The sequence below is a fragment of the Caballeronia sp. LZ035 genome (assembly GCF_031451175.1).
Classification (GTDB): Bacteria; Pseudomonadota; Gammaproteobacteria; order Burkholderiales; family Burkholderiaceae; genus Caballeronia.
This window is the reverse complement of sequence record NZ_JARUXS010000004.1, coordinates 718,879-734,000: the sequence shown is the minus strand read 5'-3', so window position 1 is coordinate 734,000 and position 15,122 is coordinate 718,879. Positions and strand designations below refer to the sequence as shown.

General features: G+C 60.7%; 10 protein-coding genes. 2 read left to right on the top strand and 8 right to left on the bottom strand.

Going from position 1 to position 15,122, the window contains the following annotated elements:
• Nucleotides 1–7: 7 nt before the first annotated feature.
• Entirely contained in the window at nt 8–1,459 is a 1,452-nt protein-coding gene (locus tag QCE88_RS33745) for an aldehyde dehydrogenase family protein (protein ID WP_309909730.1), read from the bottom strand.
• A gap of 132 nt (nt 1,460–1,591) precedes the next feature.
• Nucleotides 1,592–10,588: a hypothetical protein gene (locus QCE88_RS33740; RefSeq protein WP_309909728.1), complete on the bottom strand. Its 8,997-nt coding sequence runs from the start codon at nt 10,586–10,588 to the stop codon at nt 1,592–1,594.
• 98 nt (nt 10,589–10,686) lie between these two features.
• Between QCE88_RS33740 and QCE88_RS33735 the strand changes: the two genes are divergently transcribed.
• Both QCE88_RS33735 and QCE88_RS33730 read left to right on the top strand, forming a co-directional pair.
• A complete protein-coding gene (locus QCE88_RS33735) occupies nt 10,687–11,085 on the top strand; it encodes a hypothetical protein (RefSeq protein ID WP_309909727.1) in 399 nt (132 codons plus the stop codon).
• 924 nt (nt 11,086–12,009) lie between these two features.
• Nucleotides 12,010–12,219 carry a hypothetical protein gene (locus QCE88_RS33730; protein WP_309909725.1) on the top strand — a complete coding sequence of 70 codons (210 nt, stop codon included), beginning with the start codon at nt 12,010–12,012 and terminating at the stop codon, nt 12,217–12,219.
• A gap of 431 nt (nt 12,220–12,650) precedes the next feature.
• Here the strand turns inward: QCE88_RS33730 and QCE88_RS33725 are convergent, their stop codons facing one another.
• The 6 genes from QCE88_RS33725 to QCE88_RS33700 form a co-directional block, all read right to left on the bottom strand.
• Nucleotides 12,651–13,034: a hypothetical protein gene (locus tag QCE88_RS33725; protein WP_309909724.1), complete on the bottom strand. Its 384-nt coding sequence runs from the start codon at nt 13,032–13,034 to the stop codon at nt 12,651–12,653.
• Nucleotides 13,031–13,534: a hypothetical protein gene (locus QCE88_RS33720; protein WP_309909723.1), complete on the bottom strand. Its 504-nt coding sequence runs from the start codon at nt 13,532–13,534 to the stop codon at nt 13,031–13,033. Before QCE88_RS33720 ends, QCE88_RS33725 begins: the two co-directional genes overlap by 4 nt.
• Nucleotides 13,521–13,805 (bottom strand): hypothetical protein, encoded by a 285-nt coding sequence (locus QCE88_RS33715; protein WP_309909721.1) that lies wholly within the window; start codon nt 13,803–13,805, stop codon nt 13,521–13,523. Before QCE88_RS33715 ends, QCE88_RS33720 begins: the two co-directional genes overlap by 14 nt.
• A 63-nt stretch (nt 13,806–13,868) precedes the next feature.
• On the bottom strand, nt 13,869–14,408 hold the full coding sequence (locus QCE88_RS33710; protein WP_309909720.1) for a hypothetical protein: 540 nt from the start codon (nt 14,406–14,408) through the stop codon (nt 13,869–13,871).
• Nucleotides 14,395–14,694 (bottom strand): hypothetical protein, encoded by a 300-nt coding sequence (locus QCE88_RS33705; protein WP_309909719.1) that lies wholly within the window; start codon nt 14,692–14,694, stop codon nt 14,395–14,397. The genes QCE88_RS33710 and QCE88_RS33705 overlap by 14 nt, the downstream gene beginning before the upstream one ends.
• Nucleotides 14,695–14,811: 117 nt before the next feature.
• A complete protein-coding gene (locus QCE88_RS33700) occupies nt 14,812–15,120 on the bottom strand; it encodes a hypothetical protein (protein ID WP_309909718.1) in 309 nt (102 codons plus the stop codon).
• Nucleotides 15,121–15,122: the final 2 nt, after the last annotated feature.

Below are 15,122 nucleotides of genomic sequence, written 5' to 3'. Positions count from 1 at the left end.
CAGCCCTTCAGGGCGTCAGCGCCACCCAGACAGCCTTGGGCTCCGTGAAGTTTTCGATCGCCACATCGCCATGTTCGCGGCCGAAGCCGGAATCGCCGCTGCCGCCCCACGGCAGCCGCACGTCGGTGTAGCCGTAGGTATTGACCCAGACGGTGCCTGCCTTCAATCCGGCTGCCATCCGATGCACCCGGCCGATATCCGCGCTCCACACGCCCGCGGCGAGGCTGTACGCGGTGCCGTTGGCGATGCACAGCGCGTCGGCTTCGTCGTCGAATGGAATCACGCTGGCCACCGGCCCGAAAATCTCTTCCTGCGAGATCCGCATCTCGTGCTCGACGTTGGCGAACACCGTCGGCTCGATGAAATAGCCGCGCTCGCCGACACGTCGTCCGCCGGTGACGAGCGAGGCGCCTTCGCCCTTGCCGATATCGACGTATTCCAGAATCGCCTTCATCTGTTTGGCGGAGATGACGGGGCCCATGTTGGTTTCGCGCTGGGTGGGATCGCCGAGCTTGATGGTGCGGGCGCGTTGCGCGAGCCGCTCGACCACCTCGTCGTACACCGCACGCTGGGCCAGGATGCGCGAGCCCGCCGAACACACCTGCCCCGCGTTGAAGAAAATGCCCGATGCCGCCGCGCGCACGGCGCTGTCGAGATTGGCGTCGGCGAAAATGACATTGGCCGACTTGCCGCCCAGCTCGAGCGTGACGCGCTTGAAGTTGCCCGCGGCGCCCTGCAGGATGCCGCGTCCGACCGACGGCGATCCGGTGAACGTCACCTTGTCGACGCCCGGATGCGCGACCAGCGAATCGCCGACAACCGAACCCTTTCCGGTCACGATATTGAGCACGCCAGGCGGAACGCCTGCCTCGAGCGCCAGGCGGCCGAGCATCAGGGCGGACAGCGGCGTGATCTCGGCGGGCTTCACGATCAGCGTGCAACCGCAGGCGAGCGCCGGCGCGATCTTCCACATGCCGATCATCAGCGGGAAGTTCCACGGCACGATCGCCGCGACCACCCCGACCGGTTCGCGCACTGTGTAGGTCAGCGCGTCGGGCCGCGTGGGCACGACCTGACCATTGATCTTGTCGCACCAGCCGGCATAGTACGCGAGCGTATCGATGGCGGCGGGAACGTCCTGACGCTGCACCGCCGCAATGGGCTTGCCGCCGTCGAGACTTTCGAGTGCGGCGAGTTCGTCCTGATTCTGGCGCAGCAGTTCGGCGAACTTCATCAGAATGCGGCCGCGTTCGGCTGCACGGATCGCGTTCCAGGGTTTCAATGCGGCGCGCGCGGCCTGTACGGCGCGATCGACATCGGCGGACGTGCCCTGCGCGACCTGGGCAATCGGATTCTCGGTGGCCGGATCGAGGTTGGTGGAATACTCGCCGCCGCCTGGCGGTATCCATTCGCCGTTGATCAGCAATTCATAGCGCTTCAGGTCAGTCTTGCTTTCCATGTCTCGCTCCCTGTGCTTTTCCAGACTCCATCATGGTGGGGCAGAAAGACCATTCATGAAAGCAAGACATTCTTATCGTTCATATAGGGCGAGATGAATGGATGGAAGCCCGGCCAAACCAAGCCGAAAGCGTCAGTAGAGGGCACGATAGTCCCAAGCAAGGGAATCCAGTTCTCCATTCATGAATTTCTCGTAGCTGGTGAAGAAGTAGCGCAGGCTTTCCGGATCGTTCTTGAGATACGCCAGGCCCAGCACGACGAAGCTCACGCTATCCGGATTGAACTGCATCTTGGGCGCGTAAGTGCCGACGACATCCTGCAACTGCTGTTTGACCTTGCTCTTGTCGGTGTAGAGCGCTTCCAGCGCTTGTGGTCCGAGTGGCTGATCCGTCCCGGGCACACGGTTGCGCAGCCTCCATTTGCGCCGGGTCGGATCCTTCTCGATTGCAAACCTGAGCGTCTGCAAGACGACGTTCTTGAACTTCGGATCGGTTGCCAGATCCTCGACTGGAATTCCCCTGAGTTTTTCGCCGCTGTTCACCACGAGTCGTTCAACCGAATTCCGTGTTCCTGTCCGTGCGGCATAAACGTCCAGCAAGTCTTCCGCCGACATGTGATAACTCTCGTGAATCAACATCCTCGACATCACCTGATCGAACTGCGAACCCATGATCGCAACTTCATCCAGGCCTTTCTCGAAAGCGGTCAACAGGAAGGTCACATCCTTCGACGTCATTTTCAGGGGGTAGTAATCCTCGTGGGGCTGATAGAGAGGCGGCGCATTCGATGGATAGGTGGTGATCAGGACATCTCTCTGATGCCCCTGCTTCGCATAGCGTGTCGTGGTGGACACGTTCAGCTTGGCCAGCGAAGCGCCGCACAGCGGGAGCCGCGTATCCAGAAAATGATCGAGCACATCGTCTCCGGATTCGCCGAAGAATATCTCGAACAACCTTGCTATCCGAAGCCCCTCGCGGCTCTCCCGCAAGGCAAAGCTGGCTTCCTCCAGCAGGCTCAATGCTTCATGCTTCGCGCGGGCCAACACGTCACGCATCTCCTTGGCGGTTTGCAGGCTCAAGCCTTCGTCAATGTGCGTGATCGCAAATCTCCGCATCGATGTACACGGTGGCGTCGGCTCCGGAACCACCTTCCATTCGCCGTCGAAATACCTCAGCGACGGGCCATCCAGACGACTGACTGGATGAACGGCGTTATAGGTGTTGGTCCGCCAGTTGAATCTGACCTCGCAGAATTTCTCGCCTGCCCTGACATATTCCGTGTACTTCGGGACAGGCAAGGCTTCGCGCAACGTATAGGTATGGCTTGAGACATTGAATTCCAGACTGGGCCTGGCGGCCACGGGTCTCAGATATTGATTGTCAATCCTGATGCCGCGCACGTTCCAGTCGTTCGGCAGATACAGTTCCGCCTTCAGCCGGGCGGGCCTGATGACTGCGGCCTTCGATGCTCGCCCGATATCCGCTATATCGATTGGAAGCGGAACGAGTATGTCCAGCAAGGCGGCAGCAATGATTCTGGCGACCTTGGACACGTCCGCCCCCACTTTACTCACCCCGATGACGCGCAGGACGTGAGTGGCCAGCGCGGACCCGGACAATCCAAGCGCTCTGCCCGAACGTACGCTTTCCCGCAATGTGCTTCGAGAGATCACTGCACCGATCCCTTTGCTCGCCGGGTACAGAGACAGTATGACCGTGAAGGTATCGACCAGAACATCGAGCGGACTGACTTGATAATCCTTGTCGAACGAGATCAGGTATCCCAGCTTGTAGAAGGGCACCAGGTCGAACAGCAATCGTTGACCGAAGCCAGGTCTGTAGAGCTTGGTTTTGTACTGCGGGACCCGGTCTTTTATGACCCTCGTCATTTCGAGAGACAGGTAGTCCGCGATACTTGCATGCTTCGCTTTATCCAGATTCCCGGCACTGATCTGTCGAATTGAACTTTGCTTGATACCGCCAGGGCAATTCTTGGGAATCCTGGGATCACTGCATACGAACACTTCCTCGAAAACGTATTCGAATATCTGCTTGCTGGATTCGCTCAGCGTACGGATATCCTTCCAGAATCGGTATTGCGGGGCGACCCTGGCCTTGCCAACATCTTTCGCCGCAACCCTGAGACTGCTTTTGTCGGCGCTGTCCGGGCCAAGTTTCGCCAGAATCCAGTCGCCGCCGCCAAGCTTGATGAAGAACTCGTCAGACTTGTCGATTTGGTTGCCGACGTGAATCGCCTTCGTCATCGAGTAGTATTCACGGAATGAAATCTCGAGCGGCAGTAGCAGCGTCGCTACGGTCCACGCCGCATCGTAAGACAGGCTGTTCGCCTCATAACGTTCGAATTGAGCAAAGAACTCCGTGTCGTTCGCACATAGCGTACTGGGCTTCAGATTCATCAAGGTCCGGTAGCCTGCGGGTGCCCGGCCTATCTCGCTCAAGGGATGCAATGCCTGCGAGCGTTCGGAGAAATAATCCGAAACGAGGACGTGATCCAGCGGGGTGATGGACGCAATCGACACTCGCTTTTCACCGATCCAGAGCACGATCGCGGCGATGATTGCCCGGTGCGATGGATTCAGTCCGGATGACGGCTGTGATGAAGCGATAACCCAGTCCGCCTTTTCCAGTGAGGCAAGAATGTCCAGGTAGTTGCCGGCAAGACTGATCGCAAGCTGCTTCGGGTCGAACCGAACCACTTCAAACAGAATCTCGGAAAAGTTATCGGCTAGCTGCCACTGCCGGGATATATAAAGGCGCGCGTTGCGCATATCGCCAATCCTGACCATCTCCGGATCGCCCAGATTCTCACCGCTCTTGTTCCGGTGCCAAACCCTGAAGATCTCGCATTCCAGATCAGCAAGAATGCGCGAGTACGCGATTCCCTGACGTAACTTCTTGCCGAAATCGTCACTGACCCATTGCTTCGACAGTTCCTCCTTCTCCTTGCTTCGTCCGATCCTGAAGCCCGCAACGTAATCGTTGGCCAGGATTCCCTCCTGCAGGGCCATGAGGTCGGCTCTCCGGCATTTCAACTTCTCGTCCACGCGAAGCAAACGTCTGTACTCGCCGGCCCACCACTCCGCATTGGCATTCATGTCGGCGGCCAATTGATAGATCTCCTTGAGCACAACCAGCAGGAGCGGCTCAGCCTTGGGTCCATCCGCGCATGCTTCCGGGTCGGGCTTGGCGCGCTTCTCCACGAGGACATAATATTCAGCGTTCTTGAGCTCCACTTCAGTCGCCGTTATCTTCGTGGTCAGCTCATCCAGTTTCTTCTGAATCTGCTGGTCGGTCGTATCGCATACGGAAACGGCAAAAGTGATATCCGGTTCATTGACTGGCTCGTTGCGTCCCAGTTCCACACCCACCTGCTGCATCAGATCGTTGCTCAACGACGTGCTCGTTGCGATGGCGGGTGGCCACTGTTTATCAGGCGGTGTCAGCCTTTGGAGAAACCATACAAGGGACTTTCTGAGCAAGGCCATTCTGAATGCTTCAGAATCCGGAATTTTGACGTTGTCACGAAGCGAGTCCGTGGCGAGATCATCCAGTCCGATCAACATCTGTGACCAGGTCATGGGACCCGCACGCGTCAGCAAGGTATTCGACCATTCGAGAAGCTCCGACATCCGTGAACCCTGCAGAAGCTGGTAGATATTCTGCATCGCCACGCCGGCATCGAGGGGAACCCATGCGCCCTTGAAGCAGACGAGTGTCCGGGACTGCTCCTTCTTCTTTCCGGTGAAGAGAATGCCCAGCACCGGGGTCAGCATGACGAATGGCCAGAATTTTTCTTCGAGATGCATGTATAGCTTTCGATCGGACTGGTAAATGCCGCCTGGCACCGGAGGTTGAGCGACATCCAGGTTATTCAGTGCAACCGTGTCGTCGAGATCGGAGAGTTGCCTGAGCAGATCGGCGCTCGCGGCGGTATTGGCGCGCGCGAATTGACCGTACAACCCGAGATCATCCGCGCCGAATTCAGGCGTGCAGCGCGTCCTGTCGTCGAAGTGAATTCTTTGCCATTGCCCGAGGCCCTCGTCCCACGCCGCGTGAACCAATGGCGTCGCCGGCTTCTTCGGCACAAGCGACACTGCCTTGATGAAATAGCCGCGTTGGGTATTCTTGCAACCGACCAAAGGCTTCTCGGTACATCGGTAGAAATTCGCATCCAGTTTGAGATAGAGCTCTTCACTCTTCAACCTGGGCGGATGGATCGAGGTCGAATACAGTCCGGGATAAGTGTCGACGCGATGCAATCTCTCGGGGGGCTCGACCGGCGCGGCCTCTTCAAGCATCGCCCTTTGCAGTTCATCCGTGTAGATATGAACCGGCAAGGGCGACGGACTCGCGACTTGCGCCAGATTCCACCGGGACGCTTCAGCCGACCATGCAAGATAAACGGTGTCCGGACGCGCCTCCCTTATGCCCATCACTTCGATCAGCCCTGGATGAAACATCACGCATCGCCAGAACTGTCGGTCAAGGCAGATGAGTCGATTTCCCTGGGCGTCCGCATACAGCCGTGCTTCCACGCCGACACCCCTGACGTAGGGATAAGCCGACTGGTCGCTCCACCGCCCGATTGCGGCTATCACTTCTTTGGCGAGAGCCGCCGGCGCAGGCTTGCTCGTTGTATTGACACCGGCGTTGGCCCCGGGCTTCAGCTTCCAGTTGCGTCCGTCGAATGCTATATAGAGTTGCTTGCCGCCCCCGGAGAGAATGGCGTCGCGCTTCGCCGATCCCTTTTTGCCTGAAACGGTGGACTCGACCGCGTCCTGATTTTCTGCTCCGGTAATTGGCGGAAAATCATCGAACTTATGGCAGCTCCAGAAGCGTCCGTTGGCGAAAAGAAGCTTTTGCGTGCCTGCCTTGTTGGAATACAGCTTGTCTTCGACCTGCGGAAAGTATTCGACTTCCGGTGCGTAAGCGTCCGCAGCGGAAAACATATTGGCCACGGCGGACTCGAGCTGGGCATCGACCGCCGAGTCACCCGGCATGGGCCAGATTTCAGGGCTCGCTGCCGTGGCTGTCACGGATCGCCGCAAGCGCTGTGTTCCCGCCTCGACGGCTTCAGCTTCTGTTGCGTCCAAGGTTGCGCCGGCTTCCGAATGTGTCGCGTGAGTCGGACGCAGGTCGATCGGCGCGTCGATCACCAACTGATGCGACAGCCCCGAAGGCGATTCGATGCCGCACAGGTATTCACTCGCAAGAAGGTCGGGCCTGTCGGGCATGTCGTCGCCGGGCGCTGCGTCCTGTTCGGCTGATGCGTCGTCGAGCGGCGTCACGAGGGCCCAGACCGATCCCGCCGCCATCATCGCCGCCAGCGCCCCGAGCAACACGGCGTATCGGTTTCGTTTTGAAGCACCGCTGCTGTCGTCGATGCTCTCGCCGATTTCGCTGACGTCCGGTGGCAGGGGCTGCAACTCCATGGACAAGGGCACGTCTTCAAAGCGCTCGACGCTCGGCGACTCGCTTCGACGCCTGGCCGAGCCAGGAACATCGGCGCCGCGCCCCGCGCGCCAGACAAAAAACAGCGTCAGCATCAAGGAGAGACTTGCAGCAAGTCCAGCGGCACCGGCTATTCGCGTCCAGTTCATGCCGGTGGCTTCCTTCGACCCGGCGTCCGTGACGAGAAAGTCATGGATCGTCAGGACGTCGCTCTCGTCCTGATGGTGCGACGTGCCGGGTTCGGCGGTCGTCGGCGACGGAGGATCAGCGGTCGAGGCGGCATCGATTGCCGCCCCGCCAGGCAGCTTGCGGGTGCGTGGCTTGACCCACCAATGCCCGCCTCTGAATTCGAGCGGATGCCAGGCGATCCGATCGTGCTCCCGATTGGTCGACAACACGCACAAGACGCCTTCTTCGCGGTCGTAACGCACGCGATAAATACCGCCCCGCTCTTCGATGTACCGCCTGCCCTGTATCGTATGGATGCCTTGCTCGGCGACGGAATCACGCACGGACACATCGACGGCCCATGCCCTGTTGAGCGGCATCAACTCCGCCAGCCTCGAAGGCGCAGTCTCACGCTGCACGGGAGACCGGTTCAACAGCGCATCCGTCGCCTGATGCAATTTCCCGAGTATCCACGCTTCGGTCTGCTGTTCCAGGCTCTGCCGGAGCCGCATGATGACGGGCGCCTCGTTCGCCGCCAGCGCGTCGGCCAGTCTGGCCGCCCATTCGAGCCAGGAACCGGCTTGCGGTAGTTCGATGTGCTCGCGCGCCGCCATCAGATCGGGCAACAGGGGCAGGATGTGCCGCAAGCCGGCGATGGCGTCGCTTCCCTCGAAAGACGCATCGGCGATGTGGCTCAATTCCCGCGTGAGCTCATCGAGCCGACCAGCACGCTCGGTGGGATCCGCTGTGGCCAGCCGCGCAGTCAGCCAGGTGAGCCTCACCACGATGAAGGCACGATAGAGCGGCTTGGTCTGCTCGAATCCCTGGAATCCGCTCAGCATGGCCTGCCAGTCGCCCGATTCCGGCTGCGCCGGGAAGCGCCGGATCGCCGTCAATGCGTGACTGAAGTGGGTCTCGCTGAATGACTCCAGAAGCAGCGGGCAGAGGTCCCTGGTCGCCTCGATGAGTAACCTGATATCGTCCGTGACTTCCACATCCCGCGCGATCTTCCTGATTTCGCCGAACGTCTCTCGAAGCGCGACGAGACTGCCTCTCAGATCGGCGAGATTCGGGCTTGCGCCGAGCGTCTCCGCGCGTTCGCGGATGCGTCGCCGAAGATCGCCGACGCGTTCCGCGAGACGCTTGTCGTTGGACCGCGTGACGTCGGTTCTGTCGGCGTGTGACAGCATGAGCGGCCAGCGCGCCGCGATCTCCATGCCGATGCCGTGTATCTCCGCGATGATCCCTTTGACCGCTGCGACATCCTGGGCCATGCCCGACAGCAGCTTGTTGACCGTGGCCTGCCATGAGTCTTCTATCGTCACCTGGCCCAGCAAGCCTTGCAGGACTCGCTCCACGCCGAACAAGGGCGCGTACCCCAACGCGTGCCAGACAACCGCCGCGCTCGCGCTTGCGATCACCTTGAACTTTGCCAGGGGCACAAGCGCAACTTGAACGCTCGCAAGCACGGAATCGGCACGAGTCGCTTCGATGAAGCCCTTGAACAGTTCCTGCGCCAGCGCGGTATCGACGAAGCCAGTCATCCACTCGTCTTGCGACACCCCGCCGAGCGCGAGAAGCTCGCGCATTTCGGCGCTCTGTACCAGGCTCAGGAGCCATTGCGCCTGCGCGGGCAATGCGTCGCCTTGCGGACCTGCCCAGGTTTTTTGAAGCAGCACCGAAGCGGTTCGCAACATGCTCCGCATTTCCGGCGACACGTGCTTCAGCAAGACGTCGATCCGATCCGGGTCCTGCATTGCATGCGCGAGCCAGCCGAGTTGTTCGGGGACGCTTGCGTCCGCTGAATATGCGGGAAGATTCGAGGGTTTGAATTGCTCGGCGACATTCGAGAGCATTCGCGCCCATTCCAGTACCGGCTGAAGGGACTGGGGAAGCCACGCAGCCGGCCCGTCTTCCCTCAACAACGCTTGCAGGAATTCGGTGAAGCTGCTGTGTTCGTGCGCGCTGAGCAGAGCGCCGAGGTGTCCCGTCAGCATCTGGCAGGAACGCAAGGCCTGGCTCACGCCTGTCCGCGCGCTTTCGGGCAGCACGCGCGCCAGGCCAGGATCACGCGCCGCGCGTTCCAGTTGCGTGATGGCGCGCTCGATCAACCTGACACGCGCTTCTGCCGAAGAACGGTCGCCACCCTTCCACGATTGGAGCAGGCCATCCAGCAGGTCCGCGATGATCATGAGAGGCACACGCGCGACTTCAGGCAGCAGCCGGCCCGATTGATTCCTAATGAGACTCGCCGATGCGCCGAGCCTCGCCGTCAATGTGCCGGCGCTGTTGTGAATCTCGTGAAGCGAGCCATAGAGACGCTCGCCTGTCTGATATTGCTCCATCAATACGTTGGACGTGTCGATGACGATCAACACGGGTTCCGGTATGTGGCTTCTCAACGGCGCGCCTGCCGGTCCGCCAAGGAAGCCGACCAGCGCGGCAAGCCGGTGATGGAGCGCGCCCGCTGCGCTGGGTTGGTCGGCGGAACCGTCGCCGCCGAGGCGATTGCTCACCACCAGCCAGGTCTCGCTCAGGGCCCGGCAGTAGGTGGTGAACGTGGTGAACCGGTCGAAGGATGCGACGTCTCCTTTCGCGTCGTCGCCGGGCAACGTGATCAGGGCTTGAGCCAGACCCGTGAGATTGCCCGCACGCGCGAAGATGGCGCGGGCATCGTCCATGCGCCGCATGCATGCGTTCAACGTCGCTGAGGATTGCAGCGCGGCACGCATCGCTGCATACGAGGTTGCCGGCAAGCGGGCTGCCTGCAGTTCGATCAGATGACGGGCCTGCGCGAGCCTGTCGTCCATCGAGAGGCACTCGTTCGTCAGCGTGGGCTCGAGGCTTCGAGTGAGGACGTCGATGGCCGAGTAGCTGCCCAGTCCTCGCTTGAACCATTCGATGGCTGATCGAGAGACGTCGCGCATGTCATCCGGCAACACCGCGCTGCAGCGATCGACAAGCGAGAGCCAGGCGACCACGCTTTCGAGCCAGGATGCATCGGCCCGTGCGTCACTTCGTGTGGTTCGAAAAAGACTGTCCGCCGCGCGCCAGAGTGTCAGTGCATCGGCCAGCCTTGCAGCGGCGCTGGTTGCTTGAGGCCGGTAGGCATCAGGAAGGTAGGCAACGTAGGTTGGCAGCAACTCGCCGAGCTGCAAGAGCGTGGTGAGCCAGTCTTCGCGGCGCGTGTAGATGTGCTGGAGATCGCGGAAGGCCGTTTCGCCGGCGCAGCACTGCTGAACGACGTCGCGACTGAAGCGCAGGGCGATACGCGTGACCAGATCCTGGACCGTCCGGATGAAGATGCCGTCTGCGGGAGCGGACGAGTCGGAGCCTGGGGGCGCGTCCTCCTGATCCGGCATGGGATCGTGTTCAAGCGTCCAGGCCGACGCACGCGGACTCGTTTCTGTGAAAGGGTCGAACGAAGCATCGGGCAAACCGACGCCTCTTCGTCGTGGCTGGCATTCGTCGCGCCTGTCCCATTCCCACATCGCGTGCTCCTTCGCCTTTCAGGCGCACCGGGAAGCGATGCTGGAAAAGCGGGTCGAGTGATGCCCAGCGCAAACTGCGGAAGCGACTGGTGAAACGGATGAATCAGGCTCGGACAACGCGTCGCATCGCTGCGGGCGCGCTCGGGATTGACCTGGTGATTTCGGGCTCGGCCGGTGTGGTCAATGTCATCGATGCTACGCGCACGAATTCTCCTTTTTTAAATCAGGACACTAATTCACAAGGCACGAGCATCGTGTTGAAAACACGGGCAGTTTTGATTGATAGAGGGAAGAACTGGGCGGACGATTTTTCGTCCGGATGCCTGAGCGTTTGTCTCAATGAAACCGCACGGCGTTCGAGAGGGGATTCTTGCGGCGACGCGTATGAGCGGCAGCTCGGGCGTCAATCAGAAAGATCAGAAAAGCTGGTGGGCCGGGTGGGATTCGAACCCATGTGCATAGGGATTCTGGGGGATCGACGGGGCTTGAGGCTTTGATTTTTATAGAGACCTGTTCCTTCGAAACCCCTGTGATTCCCCGCATTGTCCCCGAAATTGTCCCTGGCGTCAGGGACTGAGACGGCCGAAGCAATATTGCGAATCGTGCAGTGTTTCAGAATGAGGGCGAACGTGGCAGATGGAGCCGTCGAGCTGAGCGATGTCGCCGCTAGAACAACTCACATCGAGCTCGCGTGAACGCAGTGGGAGTGCATGGGCAGGTATCTTACAGCGCGGCCGGTGCAACAGCTCGACCCTGATTTCGCGATGATCGACCTCGGCGCCGAGATAGCTGCTAGCCCAAGACGGAACGCGACCACGCCGCACGAGCGATGCGTCGCCCACTTCCGGGGTTTCGTCGAAGGATGAACGGTGACGAGCGTTCTGCAATGAAGAATGACGAAAAGCTTTCGTAAGAGCACTTTCTTGGCCGTGCTTTTCGAATCAAGTTTGATGGCGTCGTGTGGCTCCAAGGAACGTGGTACACCCCAATATGGCGAGTGTCGACTTTGTGTCTATACTGCTCGTGCATGCCTGAGAGTTCTCAGGTGCCTGGTCGCTGCCTCGGAGCCAGGCATTTTAGCCGGCGATCCTGCCGGCTCTTTTTCGCCCGAGGGTCCGTATCGCAATAGGTAATCCGCGCAATGGGACCACTAAGCTACTGTGCTGATTGCGGCTCCTCGCTCCTCATAAACGAAAAAAATGGAATGTGGTGCCCGGTTTGCGCATCTCATCAAATTCTGCACATCGCGACCATCGTTCGCTTTGAACCTGCACTTAACGAACCAGTCTTTACAACAGATGGGGATCCAACGGAGTCGCGTTGACACCTTTTGAAGGTCAGAAAGCGCGATCAATCCCTATATTCAGACTTTTTGCGGGTACAGATTTGCGTGATTTACCCGCATCTCAGGGGAGTTGCCCATGCAATCCATCGGCCAGCAGATTGAAGATTGTCATTGGATGATTGAGGTACAGAAGAATCGCATCGCTCATCAAACGACGACTGGCGTCTCTACCAAGATTTCACGCGTCGTCCTCGATTGCCTGCATAGAAGCTTGCGCGCGTTGGAGCGCGTGCAGCGAATGGATCAACGTGAGGCCAGGCTTAGAAGAGATCGCCGTGAGACCTAATCGACATCGACCACAGGCAAGCCCTGCGGCTCGTACGGAATCGAAACGCAGTGTTTCACAATTTTGATTGCGCCTTCAGCCGCAACGTCCATACTTTGAAAGGACGCTTGCATGGCGTCTGTTGCATTCAACCCTCATTGCCCGGCCATGTGCCGGGCTTTTTTGATGGGCGTGTTATGGAATCTTGCTTTTTGTAATCTATCGACTATTCTCCTTCTGAGCGTTCTCGTTGCCTGCGACGATGCTCACTGCAATGTTCGTCAACCCGTCCCTGCGGACGGGTTTTTTTCGCCTATAGCTTCGGCTTCAACGTCCATCCGCAGTGCTCGATGCCCATCTTTAGGTTTGTAGTCACCTGGTCGAGGAAAGGCCGCGACATCGCCATGACGTCGGCGTCGCTCGGCGTCTCAGGCTTGAAGTACAGGCACGAGTTATCCACGACCCGGGTCGGCCCCGGCACTTCCTTGACCTGCACCGGGGTTGTCGGCGCCGGAACCGTGGAGCAACTTGAGAAGCTCAGCGCGAGCAGCAGCGTCGTCGAGAGCAGCTTGAGAGTTTTCCACATCGGTTCGCTCCTGCGCGGCGGCTGCCGCTGTTTTTGCCGCGTCGGCGTCCGCCTGCACATCGGCCGTCTTGCGCGCGCTGAGATTGTCTTCTGCCACCTGCTGCTTCGCCTGCGCGGCCGCCACGCCGGCCTGCGCCTGCATCTGCGCGGCCGCCACCTTGGTCTTCGCACTCATGTGCGTGAACAGCGCCCACGCCGCGGCGAGGCCCATGCCAATCCATGGGCCGAGCTTCATCAAGAGTTCGATCATGGTGATTCTCCGGTGACGGCCGCGACGGCCTGCGCGTGCAGCGCGGGCCACGTGTCAGGCTTTGGTTTCCCAGGGCGCCAGACGCGCTGGTACAGCGCCCACGATCCGACTGCATCGCCGATCTCCGGCAGCCGCTTAGGGTCCGTGAAGAGGCCGAGCCGCGCGACGCCGGCAGCCAGCACGTCGTCCTCGTCGAGCGCGCCGTAGATCGTCACCGGATCGAACGCGACGCCGCGCGCCTTGCAAAGCACGCTCAGCCAGTACCGGCTCGACGGATGCAGGTAGAAGCCCCAGATTCCGCCGCGGCTCGCCTGCGTGCCCTGCTCACACTGCCAGAAGCCGCGCGCCGGGCCGCCGCCCATTTGCTGGCGCGTCGCGAAACGCGATTCCTGCAGCCCGATGCTGAGCATCATGACGCGCGCTTCGCCGGTGTCCATCTGATACGGCAGGATGGCGAGCGCCGGAGCGATCGCCGTGCGGATGACGTCATTGAGTTCCATCGCCGCCCTCCTTCGGCACGCGGTGCAGCGACGTGTAACGAATCGCGATGAAGCTCAGGCCGAACAGCGTGTAAGCGATCCACTGCTGGACGTTCTGCGGGATCACGTCGCGCAGCTCGCGTGGCATGCCGGACCATGTCTGTGAGATGAGCGGGCCCGCGCCGGCAAGCGCGGTGAATGCGGCGCCCGCGATGACCGTGCCGCGCTTGTGCAGTTGCTGCCACTCATTGGCGAGCGTCAGGCGCAGCCGAGTGAACGGGATGAGAGGCATGTGCCCTCCAGAAATGAAAAAGCCCGGCGCGCGACCGGGCTGGTGTAGAAAACGGTGATGCGGTCAGCGGCGGTTTCCCACCCAAGGTTGCGCAGGCTGCGGCGGCTGCACCGCCGTGTCCAGCTTCTTGTCGACGGCCTTCGCCGTGCTCGCGGCCTCGACAGCCTTGGCGGTCGCGACGGTCACCTTCTGCTCAACAGACTCGGTCTTCTCGGCCGCCGTCGTTGCCGCTGCGGCCGCCGCTCGTGTCTGCTTCAGCATCGCCGCGGTCCGCGCGTCATTGACCTTTGCGCGATCGCCGAGGAAGCGCAGCGTGTACGCGACGACCTCGTGGGTGTCTTCCATCTGCGCGCGGATGTCATCGAGCGCTCGTTTCCCCTGCTCGTTGAGCGCCGTCAGCCCGTCGACCTGGGCAGTGAATTCGCGCGTGCACGCCGCGCGCTCCTCCGCCCTGACTTTCGGGAAGCGCTCGATCAGCACAGCCCGCTCGTCCGCGTCGGCGCGTGACTGCCACTGCGCGCCCGCGAAGCCAGCAACGAGCACCAGCAGGCCAACGGCGATGAGCAGCTTGAACTGCCGCCACCAGTGATTAAGCTTTTCCAAGTTCGCTCTCCAGTTCGGCAATCCGATCCTCGAGCGCGGCGCTGCGCCGCCGCTCCTGGTCGAGCTCGTTCTCCGCGATGCGCCGCAGCTTGCGCTCGGCCTCTACCTCCACATCGCGCTCGTCGAGCTTCTTCTCCAGCGAATCGATTCGCTCCGTCAGCCGCGCGATCTCGTCCCTCATGTTCTTGAGGGCAAGCGCCTCCGACTGGTCGATCTGAATGTCTTTGCGCCGGCTCCGTACCTCCTGCCAGATCCACCGAAAAGCGAGCGCGCCGAGCGCGCCCATTCCGGTGCTCTGTGACCACTCAGGCAATGGCATGGAAATCTTCACCTCGTACTGTCGCCGGTCATCCGGGCATGAAAAAGCCGCCCGCAGGCGGCTCGCTCCTATCTTGCCTGTTTCTTACTCGGCGATCTCGGCGCCGATGAAGTACTGCCGTGCTGCGGTCGGCGACGTCTTGTCATCAGCCGGCGCGACGATCTTCTGCTCCGCGTACGCGCGCGCATCCAGCCCCGTCGTCGGCAATTCAGCGAACTCGATCGCCTGGCTGAACACCGGCTGCTTGCCGTCGTCGTATGTCTCCTTGCTCACGAAGGATTCGAACTGTGCAGCGCTGCGGGCGTTGCGATAGTCGATGGTCACTTGTTGCACCACGTGATAGCCCGCGGTCGCGCCGGTTCCGGGCGTGACGTAGTCGATGATGATTGCCATGT